Raw genomic sequence first — 19573 nt, forward strand, 5'->3', positions numbered from 1 at the left:
TAATGCCACCCGACTTTATTGCTGCCTGGCTCAACAAAAACGACATTTTTACCGCCATGACCATCATGGAATACTGGGACGGGATGGTTACGACTGTTCAACTGGTATTTCTGTGCCTGATTATCGGGTTGGCGTTTGCGGTTCCTTTGGCAATTCTTCGTACGGTTAAGAACCCGTTTGTGTCTGGCCCGGTGTGGCTTTACACCTATCTTTTCCGTGGCACGCCGCTGCTGATTCAGCTGTACATTATTTACTATGGCGTTGCCCAGATTCCCGGCATTCAGGAAACTTTCTGGTGGGAGATTTTCCGGGAGCCCTTCTACCCTGCCCTGCTGGCATTCACTTTGAATACCTGCGCCTACACCACTGAGATTATTCGCGGTGCGATCATTTCGACACCCCATGGTGAGATTGAGGCTGCGAAGGCTTACGGTATGAATTGGTTTATGCGGATGCGGCGTATTGTGTTGCCCAGTGCTGCGCGGCGGGCGGTGCAGGCGTATTCCAATGAGGTTATTTTCATGCTGCACTCGAGTGCGATTGCGAGTGTGGTTACGATTGTGGATCTTACGGGGGCTGCGCGGAATATTTACTCCCGGTTTTATGCGCCGTTTGATGCGTTTATTTTTGTGGCGCTTTGCTACATGGTGCTTACGTTTATTCTGGTGTTTGCGTTCCGCAAGCTTGAGAATCATTTGTTGCGGCATCAGCGGCCTGTGGGCTCTTGATCAATGATTAAAAGCACCGCCTGAAACAATGTGCCAGGGCAGGCGGTTACGCTCCTTCCGGGAGACGCTACGAGCACATCCATGTGGGCTTGACTGAAGCCATCCATGGCTTCAGACACTCCCGGAAGGAGCGTAACCGCCCGCCCTCCGAGCTCTTCGGGGAGCCTTCATGACAGCAACTGCACAAATACACTTATTTGAACCCAATCCTGACTGGCTAGCTCATACGCTTGCCCACGCCGCAGTCGATCTCCCGGAAACCAAAACCATCCTTTCTGATGGCACCTGCATCAGCCGCAAAGCTGTTGGTGTTTTACAGCTTACGCCGCCACCTGATCGTGCCAATCCGAATCAAGAGGCGCTGATTGTCTCAGCCGGAATTCACGGCAATGAAACCGCTCCCATAGAAGTTCTTAACGCGCTGCTCAGCGAGCTAGTGAACGGAGAGTGGCAGTTGGCTTGTCCGCTGTTGCTGATTATGGGAAACCCGCCAGCCATGGTGGCGGGGGAGCGGTTTTTGGATGTGAACCTTAACCGTTTGTTTAACGGTGCCCATGGCAAACCGGAATATGCTGGGCTGCCGGAAGCGGGTCGGGCGCTGTTTCTTGAGGAGGTGTGTCGGCAGTTTGCTATGGCGCACCCACAGGCTCTCTCTCACTATGATTTGCATACGGCCATAAGGCCTTCCCAACGGGAGAAGTTTGCGCTTTATCCGTTTGTTGAAGGCAGGCAGGTGCCGGAGGTGCAGTGTAATTTCTTGCTGGAGGCGGAGGTGGAAACTCTGCTGTTGCAGCATAAGGTGGGCACTACGTTTTCGTCGTTTTCTTCATCCGTGCTGAACGCTGAAAGTTTTACGGTGGAGCTGGGCAAGGTCCATCCTTTCGGTATGAATGATCTCACTCGATTCGAGGGTGTTAAAAATGCACTTCGGCGGCGGTTTTGTGGTGAACCCGCTCCTGCCACACAACCACCCTTTGACCATCTCACGGTGTTTGAGGTGGTGTACGAGATTCTGAATACAGGGAAAAACTTTCAGTTTCACATTCCGGATGATGTGGCCAACTTTACCGAGTACGCCCCGGGTACCGTCATCTGGGAGGATGACGATACCTGTTACAAGGTTGGCGAGATTCCAGAGGCGATTGTGTTTCCAAACCGGGATGTGCCGGTTGGCCAGCGGGTGGGCCTGTTGATCAGGCCCCGTTAAGCCCCGCCGGCACAACGCTACGCCGGAGCGTTTTCCGGTTCAGCCACTTTCACCTTGATCAGCTGCGTACACACCGCGGGGATGACCAGCAGGGTCAGTACAGTTGAAGCCAGTAGCCCTGAGATGATCGCCCAAGCCATGGGTGGCCAGAGTGTGGAGCTGGAGAAGGCTAGTGGCAGCAGGCCTGCTACGGTGGTTGCCGTGGTCAGCAGGATGGGCCGGGTTCTCTGGATTACGGCTTTGCGCATGGCTTCGTGAATGTTCTCGCCGTTTTCCAATTCTCTGTCCATCACATCGAGCAGTACTATGGCGTTGTTCACCACAATGCCCACCAATGCAATCACACCCAACAGCGACTGAAACCCGAAGGGTGAGCCGGAAAGCACCAGGCCGGGGATTATGCCCACAGTGGCCAAGGGTACGGTCAGCAGAATGATGCCCACGCGGCGGAATGAGTTGAACTGCAGCAGCAGGAAGAAGAGCAGCAAGAGTATGCCGATGGGTGCTGCGGTTAGCAGTGCGCCATTAGCATCGCCGGAGCCTTCAGCATCACCACCCATTTCCAAACGGGTACCTTCAGGCAGAGGATTATCTTCCAGCGCGCGCTGCAATCCGTCCAGCGCCTGACTGAAGCTGTAGCCCGTCAGCAGGTTAGCCGTAACTGTATTGAGTCGGGTACCGTTGCGCAGATAGCGGGCGGCGGGCTCCCAAGTGGTTTCCACACTGGCAACAGCAGAAAGCGGAACAGCTTGCCCCTGATCGTTATAGATATTCACCGAAAGCAATCGTTCCAGTGGCAGCGACGTGCCCTCCTGGGATCGCAGCACCAGTGGTATGGGGTCTTTCTCCTGGCGGTAACGCTCGGCAACCACACCAAAGCTTTGGCCATACAGGCTCTGGGCCACATCCGCACGGGTAAGCCCGTATCTTGCAGCGGTGGCATCGTCCACATTTATGGCAATGCTGGGCACACCAATATCCAGGTCGTGCCGCACATCCACGGTGCCTTCGACTTGGCGCAATGCACTGAACAACTGTTCCACCGCGTGCGTGCGGGTCTGTTCATCGGCGTGATAAACGCGCACCTCCACGGGGGCAATGCTTGGCGGCCCTTGTCCCAGAACACCTACGCCAACATCCAGCTCGGGCATCTGTTCATCTACGTGGGCACGAATCCAGCGAATCATTTCGGTTGTGTCTTCCAGCGTTGGTGTCGCTATCACTAGCCGGCCTCTGTTTGGTGCTTGAGGTGCGCGCTGGAGGTTGTAATAGAATGCGGGGCCGGTAAAGCCAACAAACCGGTGAATTTGTAGCGCTTTGGGCTGAGTACGTATGGCGTGCTCCAGATTGGCGGCCGCTTCAGCAGTTCGCTGCTGATCTGTGCCTTCGGGCATAAAGAGCTCGACAATCACCTGAGGCCGATCGGCATTGGGGAAGAATTGCTGTGCCATAAATGTCGTCATGGACAAACTGACCACAACCAGAAAAGCACCAGCAGCAATCAGGCGCTTTGGATGGCGGTACACCATGCCACCAAGAAAACGCGCCAGGCCTAGCAGCCGGTCGGCCTCGGCATTGCGGCGGGGCTTGAGGAAGCGTGCTGCCAGCAGGGGCACCACCGAGATCGCCAACAGGTAACTCACAGACAACGTGAGCATGATCATCACTGGCACGCCCCGCGTGAAGTCTGCCGCACCGCCCTTGGCAAGCAAAAGCGGAGCAAAGGCGGCGAGTGTAGTGCCGGTAGAAGCTCCCAGTGGTCCCGCAAGCTCACTAACCGCTTTGCGCAGAGCATCCAAACGGCGCATGCCCTCATCCAGATGGCCCTGAATGTTCTCCACGATCACAATGGCGTTGTCGATCAGGATACCCAGGGAAATAACCATCCCGATAACGGCTATCTGATGCAGCACGCCACCGCCAAGATCGTAAAGCCCAACGCTGATCAAAGCCACCATCGGCAGAATGGAAGCCACCAGCAGGCCCATTCGAATACCCATGCCGGTGAACACCACAGCCACGATGATCAACACCGAAAGCACCAGGCTCCAGGCCAGATTATCCAGGCGCTCCGAGACCTTATCCGGCTGGAAGAACATCTCGCGGATTTCGTAGGGCTCAAAGTCAGGGCGAATCTGGGCAAGCCGTTCTCGCACCCGTTCACCAAAGCGGATCGCGTCAGTCGAACCTTCTTCCATAATCAACGAGAGCAATACAACTCGCTCACCATCGAACCAGGTTTCTGGCTGGCGTGGCTCTGCGGGGCCACGCCATACATCGGCCGCCGCCGCCAGCGGCACCTGAGAGCCGTCCGGAAGTTCGATCGGTGTCGCTCGAATGGCATCAATATCCGCAAACTCGGTATTGGGGAGCACTGACAATCGCCGGCCGTCGACAACCACAAAACCGCCGGGGGTGGTCTGGTTGCGCTGGGCAAGGGTTTGCAGAATTCGCGCCGGCGAGATGCCCAGGCGGTAAAGCGCCGCATCATCCAGAGCCAGGGTAATCTGCTCGTCGGCATCACCTTCCAGCTCAATTCGGGATACACCGCTGAGATCGGAGAGGTTTTCTTTCAGGCGTTCCGCCACACCCGTCAGCTCACTCACCGAAGGCGCGCCGCCAATAGCCAGAACAATGGCCGGGTTATCGATCAGGCGATCATCCAGAGCCATCTGACCAACGTCGTCCGGGAAGTCCTGCTGTGCACGCTCCATTGCTTGGCGAACTCGATCCCAGGCAGGGTCTGTATTGTAGATGTTATCGTTGAGGCGCAATCTTACAAGGGCAACGCCGGTGCGCGCCGTGCCCTGGGCAACATCCACTTCTTCAACCTGGCGCAGCTCATCGCTAAGAGGTCTCAGTACCAGTCGCTCTACAGCATCGGCACTGGCCCCCGGGTAGCTTACCGAGACCAGCCCGGCCCGGTAGGGAAATGAGGGATCTTCCTGGCGCGGCATGGTGCTGTATGCCGCGATACCCAGCAAACACAGCATGGTAACCACCATGCCCAACAATCGCTGGTAATTGAGCAAACGGCGCGTCATCAGCGCACCTCCACGGCATCACCGTCTGCAAGGCGCGTCATACCTGCATAAACCACTTGATCGCCGGGTTCCAGCTCACCTGTCCGCACCACAACGCGCTCACCTACAACACGCTCAACCTGTATGGGAACTCGCCGGGCAATGCCCTCACGTACCCGAAATACCGTCATGCCATCAGCGCTGCGGAGCACGGACAAAAGCGGCACTGTCATGGCTGATTCCCGAGTGGGTGTAATACCCACTTCAACAGGCTCACCGGTATCCAGGGTATTGATCGGCAAGCTAACCAGAACCGGATGCAACTCACCCCGGATAGCGCCCGCCTGAGCAATTTCAACAACCGAGCCAAGTACCGGAGCCTCAATTCGATTCTGCACAGACCATACCGGCAATTCTTCATCTACCGCAACATGGGCGAGCAGGTAGGCAGGCACCCGTACCTCTACTTCCTTACCTTCAGGAGAAGACAGGCGCATTACCGGTTGGCCGGCCGCTACAAACTCGTCTCTTTCGACCAGTAGCGCTTCCACACGACCACCAAACGGCGCTCGCAAAGCACTTTCTTCCAACAGTTGAGCGGCCTCAGCCAATGCGGCCTGGGCTGTTGCTACGCTGGCCTTCAACGAATCCCGGCGAGCCGCAATCTGCTCAAGGTTTTGCTCTGAAACAACACCCCGCTCGTGCAGACGACTCGAACGCTCCCACTCACGCTTGGCTTGATCATAACGGGTGTTCAACTCGTCCAGCTTGGCTTTTGCCGAATCTCGCGCCGGTTCCAACGCCGGATTGTAAACTCGCGCCAACAAGTCGCCGGCGGCGACGGTCTGGCCCAATTCCACTGCCCGTTCCCGAAGCGTTCCGCTAACCTGGAAGGTAAGCGTTGCACGCTGGGTTGACCTTACAATGCCGGAAAAACGCAGGGTGATTTCCTGAGCTTCGCCACCCGTAACCTCTGAAACACGCACCGAAACCACATGCCCACCCGAGGCAGCGGGGGCATCATCAGCCAGGCAACCAGATAAAAACAGGCCGCAGGCAGCAAGAAATAAAAGGGCAACAGGGGTACGCGATGGTGTCATAAAGTATCCTTTCGTCCGTGCTCAAGTTGTTGTTGATACCGCTTCCTGCGGAAATCCGGGGCGTTAAGCCCGACATGATGTCATTCTTTGACATTATGTCAATAATCAGCTTTCATTCTCCAATTGAAAAATTAACCGTTGAAAGAGCCTGACGAGAGAACCCGATGACTGAACCGCTGAAAACACGCCGTGAACGGGAAAAACAGGCCCGCTACGACACGATTCTGGACGCCGCTGAACGGGTCTTTTCAGAGAAGGGCTACGAACGCACCTCCATGGATGACATTGCCCGCACGGCAAGCCTGAGCCGGGCTCTACTGTATGTCTACTTCAAGGATAAGGCGGCAATTCAACGGGGCATCATGCTGCGTGCAGGGCATAGCTTGTATGAACGCTTCAGAAAGGCACGGCTGACTGCCGATACGGGGCTGGCGCAAATTCGCGCTATGGGGGAATCCTATTATCGTTTCTATCTGGATGAGCCAGATTATTTCTCTGCCCTCACCAAAGCCTCCACCGCTATGGCTGAGGCAGATGAAACCCAAGCCAAAGAAATGCTTTGCTCAAAGACAGAGCTGATGGCGCTGATGACTGAGGCCATAGAGCTGGGGCTGAAAGATGGCACCATGAGCCGTCAACGTATCCACAGCCCGGAGCAGACCGCGCTCTATCTACGCGGGGCACTGCACGGCGCTCTCTTGTTGTGCCAATCCGAAGCCAGCGAGAGTGGCGATAACTTCCCGGCCGAAAGCCTTATCCGACACACGATGGATATGCTGGCTTCTTCGATTGCGGCACCCTGACCATGCTTTTTCGGAGCAACCGGGAAGGCTGCTACATCTGGAAATCGTAAATAGAACCCAGCCCCAGAATTCCGGTCAGTTCATCCAGCGCTTTGCGCACTTCTTCCAGCAGCATGGGGTCGGCCAGGTCTTCCCTGCCAAGTTCGCTACGGTAGTGGGCTTCAACCCAGGTTGTCAGGCGCTCATAGAGCGCATCGGTCAGAATCACGCCCCGATGCATGGCCTTTAGTTCGTCGTCATTCAGAACCACTCGCAAACGCAGGCAAGCAGGGCCGCCGCCATTGCGCATGGACTGCTTCACATCAAACACTTCCACTGAGGTAATAGGCCCGCCAGAGGCCAGCAGCTTATCGAGGTACTTGCTCACAGAGGGCACTTCCCTGCACTCCCCCGGAACCGCCAGCAACATGCCATCGGGCGTATTCAGCAACTGGCTGTTGAACAGGTAAGAAGCCACCGCGTCTGAAACAGGCACTTCCGCACTGCTTACACGAACAGCCTCCAGCTCAGCGCCAGTCAACCGGGCACGAATATCTGACAGCACCCGCTGTTCATCAAGAAACGCCAGGTCGTGATAGAAGAGCGTATTACCGTTACCCACCGCGATAACGTCGTTATGAAACACTCCCGCATCAATGGCTGCCGGGTTTTGTTGAGCAAATACCAGATGCCCATCTTTCAGGCCGTGCAGGCGGGCGATAGCCTGTGAGGCCTCAAGAGTCTGCCGGGCCGGGTATTTTTTCGGAGCCGGTGCTTGCTCGTTGAATGCAATCTGGCCATACACAAATAGCTCCACCCCCGGGTCACCATATCCGCCGCAAAGACGGGTGTGGTTGGCTGCGCCTTCATCACCAAAGTGACTGACCGAAGGCAGCGCCGGGTGATGGGCAAAATACCCTTCGTCCGCGAAGATAGATTTGAGCATGCGGCCAGTTACCCTGTGCTCAATGGAGCGATGGAACTTGGCGCTCAAGTTGGCGGGGGTGAAATGCACCCTGTGGTCGTCTGTATCGGCACTGGGTGAAACCGTAGCCGCATTAGCTGTCCACATGGACGAAGCCGAGGCCACAGCCGCCAAGATCGACGGGCTGGATTTAGCTGCTCGCGCCAGAATTTGTGCATCCGTGCCGCTGAACCCAAGCGCTTTCAGAGAAGGTATATGAGGGCGCTCATGGGGTGGCAATACACCCTGAACGTAGCCCCGATCTGCCAGGCGCTTCATTTTCGCCAACCCCTGAAGCGCTGCTTCCCGGGGGTTGGATAGCGCATTCACATTGGACTTCGATGCCACATTGCCCCAGGACAGGCCCGCATAATTGTGGGTTGGGCCAACCAGGCCATCAAAGTTTGCTTCTACCGCATGTTTTGCCATGTCTGGGAATTCCGTCCATCCGGATTCAGGGAATAAATCTCAACGTTGCCAATCAGGAATCGAAGTTAAGGCCCGGCGCCAGGCTTTCCGGCACCTCACTTTTGCCCGCTTCAAGAGAGGCCATAGGCCAGGCGCAGTAATCAGCCGCATAGTAGGCGCTGGCCCGATGATTTCCGCTGGCGCCTACGCCTCCAAAGGGTGCGGCACTACTGGCGCCGGTCAGAGGGCGGTTCCAGTTAACAATGCCTGCCCTTGCCTCTTCCAGTAATCGTTCGTAGAGCTTTCTGTCGTCTGAAAGCAGGCCGGCAGAAAGCCCATAACGGGTTTTGTTAGCCAACTCCAGGGCATCATCAAAACTCTTGTACCGATAAACTGTTAACAGCGGTCCGAAGAACTCCTCATCCGGCAGTTCCAACCCGGTTACATCCACAATGCCCGGAGAAAGAAGGCCGGTATCTGGCTTGAGTTGTTTCATCTCCAATAGCGATATTGCGCCTTTTTCGAGCATGCTGGCCTGAGCCGCCAAAAGCTTTTCCGCCGCCTGTGCGGAGATTACCGACCCCATAAACGGTTGGGGTTTGTCATCAAACTCCCCCACCTGGATACGGGCAGACACAGTCACAAGGCGATCCAGAAACTCGTCGCCCTTCGCGCCTTTTGGAACCAGCAACCTTCGCGCGCAAGTGCAACGCTGGCCAGCAGACAGAAATGCGGACTGCAGAGCGTGATGGACAGCGCCATCAACATCCGAAACATCTTGCACAATCAGCGGGTTGTTGCCGCCCATTTCCAGGGCAAGGATCTTCTCCGGCTGACCGCCAAGTTGCTCATGCAGCTTATGGCCCACCGTTGAGCTACCCGTAAAGAACAAACCATCAATTGCAGGGTGGCCCGCAAGCGACTTGCCTGTATCCGCAGCACCCTGAACCAGGTTGATTACACCATCCGGCAGTCCCGCCTTTTCCCACAACTTAACCGTCAGTTCCGCCACGCCGGGGGTCAGCTCACTGGGTTTGAACACAACCGTATTGCCCGCCAACAGTGCAGGCACAATATGGCCATTAGGGAGATGGCCGGGGAAGTTATACGGGCCAAATACAGCAACCACTCCGTGGGGCTTATGGCGAAGTACTGCATGACCACCGGCGACATCCGATTCAGAATGCCCGGTGCGATCATTATAGGCTTTCACCGAAATGCCGATTTTGCCTGCCATGGCAGCCACTTCCGTGCGGGACTCCCACAGGGGCTTGCCGGTTTCCAGGCCAATCTGGTGGGCCAGATCTTCCTTGTTTGCGTCCAGCAACTCAGCAAAAGCTTCAACAACCGCCAGGCGTTCGGCAAAGCTCTTGCGTCGCCATTTCAGGAAGGCGTCCCGCGCGCTCCGCACGGCTGCATCCACATCGGCCAGGCTCGCGCCGGTGCCTTCCCATACGGCCTCACCGGTAACGGGCTGAACAGACTCAAACGCGGCCCCGTGGCCTTGCAGCCAAAGCCCGCCAATAAACAGTTCGCCTGTCAGGTTTGCCATATCACTAACTCTCCTGCTGCTGGAATAATAAGTTTTTAGTTTGCGGCCTTTGCCGGTGCCTGAGACCTTTCCTTAAGAGGCGCCAATCGAACCGGATCGCCAGATTCGATTTGCAAGGCCTCTGCCACTTCCGGTGGCAGACTGACCGTATCTATGCCAACGCAACTGGCCGGCACCGTTGTTACCCGGAAGTTACGGAACGAACGATTGGAAATCATCACCCGCTTATCAGCTGGCACATCAAGATCAATGGCTTTGCGGGTCACCGAGGCATAGCGGTTGAAGCTGTCCCGAACTGTGCGAATGGTGTGCACGAACGCCTCAACTACCGGGCCACCATCAAAGATGTCGACCATGCCATTAAAGTTAAATCCTTCGGCTTTCAGCATGGTGAGCGCCGGAGCCGTATTGCCATGAACCCGCCCAATAACTGCCCGGGCCGAATCCGGCAACATGGGCAGGTAAATTGGGTACTTGGGCATCAGCTCAGCAATAAACGATTTATTGCCAAGCCCGGACAGCATGTCGGCTTCTATAAACTCCATATCAAAAAATTTGCTGCCCAGCGCATCCCAAAGCGGGCTCATTCCCTGCTCATCAGACACGCCGCGCATTTCTGCAAATACTTTTTCAGAGAAGTGCTTTCGAAACTCATCAAGAAACATGAAGCGACAACGGGACAAAAGCAGACCATTGCCACCGCCGTGGTAATCGCTGGATAGCAGCAACGAGCATATCTCGCTGGTGTCTGTCATATCGTTTGAAAGGTGCAGTGTGGGCGTACGCACATGCACACCCAGCTCTTTGGAGGCGTTTACGGTAACGCTGAGCCGATAGTTATAAAACACCTCATCCAGGCCCACACGGGCCTGAATACCGCTAATCCCTACAGCTTTGCCAGTATCTGTATCTTCCAGGGCAAACAGGTACAGGCCCGCTTCCGGTGCACAGCGCTGATTGAAGGTTTCCTGTGCCTGGTTAATTTTACGCTGCAACATGTCCCGGTCGGCTGGCAGCGAAGTCAGTCCTTTGCCCGCTCTCTGCGCCATAGTATAGAGATCTTCAAGATCGCTTTGCTGGAGCGGTCGGATGACTAACATGGCGCTACCCTCACTTCATCACCAGCGGTCTTCTCCAGTAAACTCCAGACCTTCACAGGTACCTTAAGGGTACCCTCAAGCGTGCCGGCTGCGCGGGCCAGAGTGCAACGAAATCCGGCGCCGTCACCCGCTGCAATCAGGCAAAGATCCCCACCTCCATCGTCAGCATCACCCACAGCACCATGGAGAGCTTTGAGCTGGCTGGTCACCAGCGTGTGTAAGGCATCAGTGCGCGCTTCCAGCACTGGCCCGCCGTCAAAAATGTCCAGATAACAGCCGGCCTGGAACCCTTCTCTCTGTAGCAGTTCAAGGTTTGGCACTGTCAGTTCATGGGGCTGCCCTAACGCCTCCTGCGCTGCCTCGGAAAGCAAAGTGACATACACAGGATGCGGCGGCATAAGCTCCGCAATAAAGGTTTTACTGAGCGCACCCGAGTGCTGGTCCGCCGTTTCAAAGTCCATATTGAAAAAGTGACGCCCCAGGCTGTCCCAGAATGGCACGCTGCCATCTGCATGCTGAACGCCCTGAATTTCCACTGCAACGCGCTGGGTGAACCAGTCGCGATGCCCGGCAATGAACAGGATTCGGGCTCTCGACAAGAGTTCAAAGGCTTCCGTGTTGCGCAATTCCGGGGTAATGGAAAACGAACACAGCAGTGTGTGATCGGTCAATCCGTGGCTGGGATAGAGAACGTCTACGCGGCTTGATATGCCAAGTTCGTGGGAGGCGTGAATCAGTGCATCACGGCGGTAGTTATAAAACGGCTGACCATTGCCCGCACGGGCATCGATACCAGCTGCGCCGTGAACCCTGCCAGTGGCGGTATCTTCCAGAACAAACAGAAATCTTGGCAATGGGCCGCCAGCAATGGTTTTACCGGCGAGAGACGTAAGCGAGTGTTTTATTTTTTCGGCAAGGGCTTCACGCTGCCGGGGCAGCGTGGATGAAAGGCGGACGGTTTCTGAACCAGCCGCGCCTGCAATTTCCAGTATCTGGTTCACGTCATCCGGTAGTGCCGGACGTACCAACCACATAAGATCTCCTAGGCAGTCAGTCTCTTCACCGCCGCTTCGAAACGCTCAAGCGCTTCATCAATATCAGTATCCGGAATGATCAGCGAAGGTGCCAACCGAATCACATCAGCGCCAGCAATCAACACCATCACACCTTCATCCAGGCCAGCGTTGAGAAACTCTTTCGCCTTGCCTTTCCATTTTTCAGTCAGCACACAACCCAGCAAAAGCCCCTCACCGCGCACTTCACTGAAGACATCATAACGCTTGCCAATATCCATCATGCCTTTACGCAGGTGATCAGCGCGGGCCTTAACGCCTTTCAGGATCTCGGGCTGGCTCACGGTATCGAGTACCTTCTGGGCAACGGCACAGGCCAGCGCATTGCCGCCATAGGTGCTGCCGTGGGTGCCAATACCAAGGCTGGCTGCCACTTTTGCCGTGGTCAACATGGCGGCTACCGGGAAACCACCGCCCAAACCTTTGGCGCTGGTAAGAATATCAGGCACCACACCGTACATCTGATATGCATACAAATGGCCTGTACGGCCTACTCCAGACTGCACTTCATCAAAAATCAGCAAGGCATTGTTATCATCACAGAGCTTGCGCAAACCTTCCAGAAACTCAGGGTCAGCCGGAACCACACCGCTTTCACCCTGAATCGGCTCCACAACCACAGCGCAGGTCTTCGCCTTGGAGATCAGCTTTTTGACGGATTCCAGGTCGTTAAAGTCTGCGTGGTGAATACCACCTGGCGCAGGCTCAAATCCCTCCAGGTATTTTGCCTGTCCGCCCACACTCACGGTGAACAAGGTACGGCCGTGGAAGGCGTTCTTGAAGGAGATAATTTCGTGCTTCTCCGGGCCTGTGTGCTCCCAGCCATAACGACGTGCCAGCTTGAACGCCGCTTCGTTGGCTTCACCACCGGAGTTGGCAAAGAACACTCGCTCGGCAAACGTGAGATCGCATAAAGTTTTGGCCAAACGCAAAGCCGGCTCGTTAGTCATCACGTTAGAGAGGTGCCAGATTTTCTCTGCCTGCTCCATCAATGCACCAATCAGCCCGGGATGCGAATGCCCGAGACAGCTCACCGCAATGCCACCCTGAAGATCTATAAACTCGCGGCCGTCCTGATCCCAAATCCGGGAACCCTCGCCTCGCACGGGAATAATAGAACCCGGTGCGTAGTTGGGGACCATAACTTCATCAAACAGTTCTCGGCTGACAGGTTCTTTGTTCATAGATCTCTCTCGGAAAAGCAGTTAAGCCTATAAAAATAGTAGAGTTGCCGGCGTAGGCAAGTAAGTAGGTGTGCGGATCAGTCACTTATACTACGCCACTTGATGCCTCAGCACATCTGGCGCTATCGCCGCTGTAAAGTTCCGTCACACCACTGCAACACAGCCTCTTCTGAAAAAGGCAGGTCTATTGCCTGGCCACCACCAAACTCATGCCACTGGGAAAGGAACTTGCGCTTGACCACCGTCAAAACCGGAATACCAGCATCAAGCAACTGAATAATCTCTGCGCGGCAGCCTTTGCCATCTATTTCCTGCTGCCCAAACCGATTCACAACAGCCAGCCGCGGCGGCTGATTCAGTAACGCTCGCAACACCTTGGTTGCATCCGCAAGCCCGTGCGGGTCGAGGCAACAGGATTGCGACTCCTTCCCCAGGTTCTGGGCAATGGAATATTCCTTGCCGGTTTCCAGATCCTGAAGCGCCATTGGCGCTCGGCGCAGGCCCTGTTCATTCAATACCATCGCCAGACCGGCGGTTCTGTCACCACGCTGGTTCAGTGTCGCTGCGACCATGTGCAGCAGTTTATCCACGGGCTGCTCGTCGTTGTCGTAGATAACAGCGGCGAGGTTCAATTCTGTGCTCATAATTTCGGACCTATTCACCAGCGCGCAACCGGGTTCTGACGCCCCTGGTTGTCATTACACCCAGTACTTCAACCAGTGACCACAGCCCCCGGTCGTGCTGTCGAGGCGGCTTGCCATTGCCCATGCGCCCAAGTTGGCGCGCGTACCAGCTCACCTCCATCAACGCCATGTTGTCGATTGCCTTAATACCGGTTTTGATCGGTTTTACAAGGCTGGTGAAGGCTTCCCCCGACATGACCCGGTTTGGCAGATCCGGCTCCACCGCAAGCGGCCGGGCCAATCCCACCAGATCCGTCGCTCCGGAGGCCAGAGCATGGGCCATACCCTCGCTGGTACGAAAGCCCCCGGTAACCATCAAAGGCACATCCGCGCGCTTGCGCACCTTCTCTGCAAATGCCAGAAAGTATGCTTCCCGTGCCAGGGTGCTCTGCTTTACGTCTCCATCCCCTTTGCCTTTATTGGTTCCCTTCGCCATGGCAGGGCTCTCGTAATTGCCCCCTGAGATCTCAACCAGATCAATTCCCTCGCTCGCCAGAGCATCGATAACCGCCAGGGACTCCTCCTCGGTGAAACCACCACGCTGAAAATCCGCCGAGTTCAATTTGATACCCACGCAAAAACCGGGTTGAGTTGACGCACGAATCGCTCGATAAACTTCAAGCACAAACCTCATCCGTTTCTCTGCGGATCCGCCCCACTCATCCGTGCGCTGGTTGTGGTGCGGCGACAAAAACTGACTTACCAGATACCCGTGAGCGCCGTGGATCTGCACGCCATCAAATCCTGCCTTCTCGGCAATGGCGGCACTGCGGGCAAATCGCTGAACAATGTCCTCAACTTCTGGCCCGGTGAGTGCTCTGGGCGTGCCGAACATGCTTTGCATTTCCTTGCGGAACGGGATAGCACTCGGCGACACCGGCGCCTTGTTGAGCATCTTCGGGATCTGTTTACCCGGATGGTTCAGCTGCATCCAGATCTGCTTACCCCCCACCTTGCCGGCTGCAGCCCACGCCTTGAGAAGCTCGATGTCCTGCTCATCCTCCAGCACAATATTCTGTGGCTCGCCAATATGCCGGCGATCGATCATCACGTTTCCGGTAATCGACAACCCCGTTCCGCCTTCAGCCCAGGTGCGGTAGAGCGTAACCAGTTCTTGGGTAGCCCGGTTATCAATCGTGCCCAGAGCCTCACTCATGGCAGACTTGGCGAAGCGATTGGGAATAACGGATCCGTTCTTGAGCTTTAGCGGTTTGGAAAGAACTTCAGCGGGGTTCATGACGAGCATCTCTGATGGGTCTCTGAATCACTTTATGGTGACAGAATACAAAAAATCCGCCCCAGCCAGGAAGACTGAAGGCGGATTCAACGTTATCAACCTACCAGAGCTTAGAGCAACAGGGTACGAATATCCCCTAGTAGCTGACTGAGCAGCGAGGTAAAGCGCGCCGCATCAGCGCCATTCACGGCACGATGATCGTAGGACAAAGACAGCGGCAGCATCAGCCTTGGCTGAAACTCGCTTCCATCCCACACAGGCTTCATAGCCGCTCTGGAAACCCCCAGTATCGCTACCTCCGGCGAATTCACAATCGGCGTGAATGCCGTACCACCGATACCGCCCAAGCTTGTGATGGTGAAACAGGCGCCCTGCATTTCTGCAGGTTTTAACTTCCTGTCACGGGCTTTCTGGGCAAGCTCGGCACTTTCTGCCGCCAGCTCCCACAGTCCCTTCTGATCCACATCACGAATCACCGGAACCATCAGCCCGTTGGGTGTATCCACTGCAATACCAATGTGAATGTATTGCTTGTGAACCACCTCTTTGCGCTCCATATCAAGAGACACGTTGAACTGCGGCAGCTCGGCCAGTGCCGTTGCACAGGCCTTCAGAATGAACGGCAGAGGCGTCATCTTCACGCCTTTCTTCTCACCCGCCGCTTTCTGGGATTTTCGGAATGCCTCCATATCGGAGATATCCGCATCCTCAAACTGGGTTACGTGGGGCACATTAAGCCAGCTACGCTGCATGTTGCTGGCAGTAACCGCCATCATCCGTGACATAGGCTCTCGCTCTATGTCGCCGAACTGGCTGAAATCTGGCAGCTTCACACCCGGTATTCCCGATCCCGTACCAGCGCCCGAGCCTCCCTGCTGAGTCTGTTGCAGCTGACTTTTCACATAGTCGTTCACATCGTCTTTCAGAATCCGGCTTTTCGGGCCAGATCCTTTGATGCGAGTCATATCTGCACCCAGCTCTCTAGCCAGTTTGCGCACAGCCGGGCCAGCATGAACTCTGGCACCCGGTGAGGGTGGCTCGTAGGTTGAACTTTGCGGCTGCACCTCCGGCTCTTTCGGTGGTGCTCCCTCTGACTTGGGCTCAGGCTTCGAATCCTGGCTGGAGCCTGACGATTCCTCGCTCTGCTCTTCAACTTCTTCATCACCGTCGTCGGCAACCATCATCTCCAGAAGTTTGTCACCCTCTGAAAGCTTGTCACCTTCGGCAACCAGAACCTTTACCACTTTGCCAGCATAAGGTGACGGTATATCCATGGATGCCTTATCAGATTCAACCGTCACCAAAGATGCATCTACCTCAATGGTATCGCCTTCAGATATGTTGACTTCGATAACCGGCACTTCTTCCATCCCATCCAGAGGCGGAACCAGCACCGTTTCCTTGCGGGAGCCGCCAGACTTTTTCTTCGGCTCCGGCTTGCTCTTTTCAGGCTCTGATTTGTCCTCGGAACTGGCGCCACTTTCTGCTTTCGCTTCCGGCTCATCCTCCGCTCCGCCAGCGGCGCCTTCCGCGTCCATCATCGCCACCACGTCGCCTTCTTTCACCTTGTCTCCAACCTTCACGGAAAGCTTGGTGATCTTACCGGCACCAGGGGATGGCAAATCTACGGAGGCCTTATCGGTTTCAACAGTCAGAATCGAGTCCTCTGCCTCCACCGAATCGCCGACACTTACCAGAATCTCAATTATCTCAACTTCATCTGCCCCGCCGAGATCGGGAACCTTGATTTCCTGTTCGCTCATGACGGTCTCCTTAGCAGTGCGCCGGGTTCGTTTTGTTACGATCGATACCGTACTTGCGCATGGCTTCAAGAACCTGTTCCTGCTTGACCTCGCCATCTTTCGCCAAGGCAGACAGAGCAGCAACCGTTACGTAATAACGATCCACCTCGAAGAAGCTTCTCAGCTTCTCGCGAGTGTCGCTGCGACCAAAACCATCTGTACCCAATGTCAGGAATGTTTTGGGGATAAACGCCCGCAACTGTTCGGAGTGCAGCTTGATGTAGTCTGTCGACGAGACGACCGGGCCTACCTGATTTTCCAGGCACTGAGTGACATGGGCCTTGCGGACTTTGTCATCCGGGTGCAGCAAGTTCCAGCGTTCCACGTGCTGACCATCACGGGCAAGCTCGTTAAAGCTGGTCACACTCCAGACATCCGAGGCAACACCCCAGTCCTCTTTCAGCATCTGAGCAGCGGCCCGCACTTCATTGAGAATGGCGCCTGCACCCAATAGCTGTACACGCAGCTTTTTCTTGCCGCCTTTCACTTCAACAGATTCGAACTTGTACATGCCTTTGATGATGTCTTCTTCACAACCCTTGGGCATGGCCGGCTGTTCATAGTTCTCGTTTTCCATGGTGATGTAGTAGAAAACGTTTTTGTTCTCTTCAAACATCTCCTTCAAACCGCGATGAATTACCACAGCCATTTCATAGCCGAAGGCAGGGTCATAGGCCTTACAATTGGGAATGGTGTTTGCCAGCACATGGCTATGACCATCCTGGTGCTGCAAACCCTCGCCATTCAGCGTGGTGCGCCCTGCGGTACCGCCAATCAGGAAGCCACGCGCCTGAATATCGCCCGCGGCCCAGGCCAGATCTCCCACCCGCTGGAAGCCAAACATGGAGTAGAAAGCATAGAAAGGAATCAGCGGGAAGTTGTTGTTGCTATAGGATGTCGCAGCCGCTATCCACGCGGCCATAGCACCACCTTCATTGATACCTTCCTGCAGGATCTGCCCCTTCTTGTCCTCCCGGTAATACATGATCTGTTCACGATCCTGGGGCACATATTTCTGGCCTTCAGATGTGTAGATACCCAGCTGGCGGAACATGCCCTCCATTCCGAAGGTGCGGGCTTCATCAGGCACAATCGGCACTATGCGCTTGCCAATGCGTTTGTCCTTGACCAGCGCGCCAAGCAACCGCACAAACGCCATGGTTGTGGATATTTCACGGCCGTTTGAACCTTCCAGAACCTGCTTGAAAATATCCAGATCAGGAATCTGGAGTGGCTGGCAGTCCTTGCGGCGCCGAGGATAGAAGCCACCCAGTTCCTGCCGGCGCTTATTCATATACGTCAGCTCTGGACTGTCTGGCGCCGGGCGGTAATAGGGTACGTCTTCCAGCTCTTCGTCTTTCAGCGGAATCGCAAAGCGATCACGGAATGATTTGAGGGTTTCAAGATCCAGCTTCTTCAAGGAGTGAGCCGTATTCTGGGACTCACCCGCTGCACCAAAACCGTAGCCCTTGATGGTGTGGGCGAGAATAACCGTGGGCTTGCCATTGGCCTCAGTCGCCGCTTTTTTATACGCGGCATATACTTTGTATGGGTCGTGACCACCACGGTTGAGCTTGTTGATGTCTTCGTCCGTCCAGCCTTCTACCAACTTGGCCAACTGCGGGTACTTGCCGAAGAAATGCTTGCGGGTGTGAGCAGGCCCGTTGTGGGTAAAGTTCTGCAGATCGCCATCGCAGATCTCGTCCATGGCACGCTGCATAACGCCGTGTTCGTCCTGATCGAACAAGGTGTCCCACACCCTGCCCCAGACTACCTTGATCACGTTCCAGCCAGCACCCCGGAAGGCGCCTTCCAGTTCCTGGATAATCTTGCCGTTACCCCGCACCGGCCCATCCAGACGCTGCAGGTTACAGTTCACTACGAACACAAGGTTATCGAGATTCTCCCGACCAGCCTTTGAAATACACCCGAGCGTTTCAGGCTCGTCAGTTTCACCGTCACCTACAAAACACCAGACTTTGCGGTCACCCATTTCAACGAGTTCGCGGCTGTCCAGATACTTCATTACGTGGGCCTGGTAGATAGCCTGAATCGGCCCAAGGCCCATGGAAACTGTAGGGAACTGCCAGTAATCCGGCATCAACCACGGGTGCGGGTAGGAAGAAAGGCCGTCTCCGTCAACTTCTTCGCGATATTTATCAAGCTGCTCTTCTGTGAACCGCCCTTCCAGAAAGGAGCGGGCATAATTCCCCGGCGATGCGTGGCCCTGGAAATAAACCAGATCAGACTCGCGCTTTTCATCACCGCCGTGGAAGAAGTAGTTGAAGCCCACGTCGTAAAGCGTGGCTGCCGAAGAAAATGTGGAAATGTGGCCGCCCAGATCGCCCGGGCGCTTGTTCGCCCGCACTACCATGGCCATGGCGTTCCATCGAATCAGCGAACGAATCCGGCGCTCCATAAACAGATCGCCCGGCATCCTCGCTTCCTGCGTTGCTGGAATGGTGTTCCGGAAAGGCGTCGTGATCGAATAAGGTAATTCGGTACCATCCCGGCTGGCGCGTTCGGAGAGGCGCTCCAGAATGTACTTAACCCGATCTATTCCTTCGTTCTCCATGAGCGATTCAAGCGCTTCAAGCCATTCGCTCGTTTCAATGGGATCATCATCCTGGTACATCAAACCTTCCCCCTTCGCATCCAAAAATGCTGCAGGTGCCAGTCGTGGCATCCGCGCATGCGGTAACAATAAAAACTGTGACAACGACAGTTTTT

The 19573-nt window shown here is 55.5% G+C and carries 14 protein-coding genes; 3 read left to right on the plus strand and 11 right to left on the minus strand.

All coding sequences use genetic code 11. The features are described from left to right. Positions 1–2 precede the first annotated feature (2 nt). Both FE848_RS11420 and FE848_RS11425 read left to right on the plus strand, forming a co-directional pair. Positions 3–728 carry an ABC transporter permease gene (locus tag FE848_RS11420; RefSeq protein ID WP_200202931.1) on the plus strand — a complete coding sequence of 242 codons (726 nt, stop codon included), beginning with the start codon at positions 3–5 and terminating at the stop codon, positions 726–728. Between the two features lie 169 nt (positions 729–897). Beyond that, entirely contained in the window at positions 898–1935 is a 1038-nt protein-coding gene (locus FE848_RS11425) for a succinylglutamate desuccinylase (protein ID WP_200202932.1), read from the plus strand. A 17-nt stretch (positions 1936–1952) separates the two neighbouring features. Here FE848_RS11425 and FE848_RS11430 read toward each other — a convergent pair whose 3' ends face one another. Both FE848_RS11430 and FE848_RS11435 read right to left on the minus strand, forming a co-directional pair. Next, entirely contained in the window at positions 1953–4979 is a 3027-nt protein-coding gene (locus FE848_RS11430) for an efflux RND transporter permease subunit (RefSeq protein WP_200202933.1), read from the minus strand. Then, a complete protein-coding gene (locus tag FE848_RS11435) occupies positions 4979–6058 on the minus strand; it encodes an efflux RND transporter periplasmic adaptor subunit (RefSeq protein WP_200202934.1) in 1080 nt (359 codons plus the stop codon). Before FE848_RS11435 ends, FE848_RS11430 begins: the two co-directional genes overlap by 1 nt. Before the next feature lie 164 nt (positions 6059–6222). Between FE848_RS11435 and FE848_RS11440 the strand changes: the two genes are divergently transcribed. Beyond that, positions 6223–6861, plus strand: coding sequence for a TetR/AcrR family transcriptional regulator (locus FE848_RS11440; protein WP_200202935.1), 639 nt, complete (start codon positions 6223–6225; stop codon positions 6859–6861). A gap of 31 nt (positions 6862–6892) precedes the next feature. On the opposite strand, the gene astB is transcribed toward FE848_RS11440, so the two are convergent. The 9 genes from astB to aceE form a co-directional block, all read right to left on the minus strand. Next, a complete protein-coding gene (gene astB / locus FE848_RS11445; protein ID WP_200202936.1) occupies positions 6893–8233 on the minus strand; it encodes an N-succinylarginine dihydrolase in 1341 nt (446 codons plus the stop codon). Positions 8234–8285: 52 nt separating this feature from the next. Continuing rightward, the gene (gene astD, locus FE848_RS11450) at positions 8286–9764 is read right to left on the minus strand and encodes a succinylglutamate-semialdehyde dehydrogenase (RefSeq protein WP_200202937.1); all 1479 of its coding nucleotides are present in this window, start codon (positions 9762–9764) and stop codon (positions 8286–8288) included. Between the two features lie 35 nt (positions 9765–9799). Next, entirely contained in the window at positions 9800–10864 is a 1065-nt protein-coding gene (astA, locus tag FE848_RS11455; RefSeq protein WP_200202938.1) for an arginine N-succinyltransferase, read from the minus strand. Then, positions 10858–11898, minus strand: a complete 1041-nt coding sequence (locus FE848_RS11460; RefSeq protein WP_200202939.1) for an arginine N-succinyltransferase — start codon at positions 11896–11898, stop codon at positions 10858–10860. The genes astA and FE848_RS11460 overlap by 7 nt, the downstream gene beginning before the upstream one ends. An 8-nt stretch (positions 11899–11906) precedes the next feature. Continuing rightward, positions 11907–13121, minus strand: a complete 1215-nt coding sequence (locus FE848_RS11465) for an aspartate aminotransferase family protein (RefSeq protein WP_200202940.1) — start codon at positions 13119–13121, stop codon at positions 11907–11909. A 122-nt stretch (positions 13122–13243) separates the two neighbouring features. Continuing rightward, on the minus strand, positions 13244–13765 hold the full coding sequence (locus FE848_RS11470; RefSeq protein WP_200202941.1) for a DUF2478 domain-containing protein: 522 nt from the start codon (positions 13763–13765) through the stop codon (positions 13244–13246). Positions 13766–13775: 10 nt separating this feature from the next. Then, positions 13776–15041, minus strand: coding sequence for an NADH:flavin oxidoreductase/NADH oxidase family protein (locus FE848_RS11475; RefSeq protein ID WP_200202942.1), 1266 nt, complete (start codon positions 15039–15041; stop codon positions 13776–13778). A gap of 110 nt (positions 15042–15151) precedes the next feature. Then, positions 15152–16804, minus strand: coding sequence for a dihydrolipoyllysine-residue acetyltransferase (aceF, locus tag FE848_RS11480; RefSeq protein ID WP_200202943.1), 1653 nt, complete (start codon positions 16802–16804; stop codon positions 15152–15154). A 10-nt stretch (positions 16805–16814) separates the two neighbouring features. Then, positions 16815–19478 (minus strand): pyruvate dehydrogenase (acetyl-transferring), homodimeric type, encoded by a 2664-nt coding sequence (gene aceE / locus FE848_RS11485; protein WP_200203137.1) that lies wholly within the window; start codon positions 19476–19478, stop codon positions 16815–16817. Between the last annotated feature and the right edge of the window lie 95 nt (positions 19479–19573).

This window comes from Marinobacter sp. 1-3A (genome assembly GCF_016597775.1).
GTDB lineage: Bacteria > Pseudomonadota > Gammaproteobacteria > Pseudomonadales > Oleiphilaceae > Marinobacter > Marinobacter xiaoshiensis.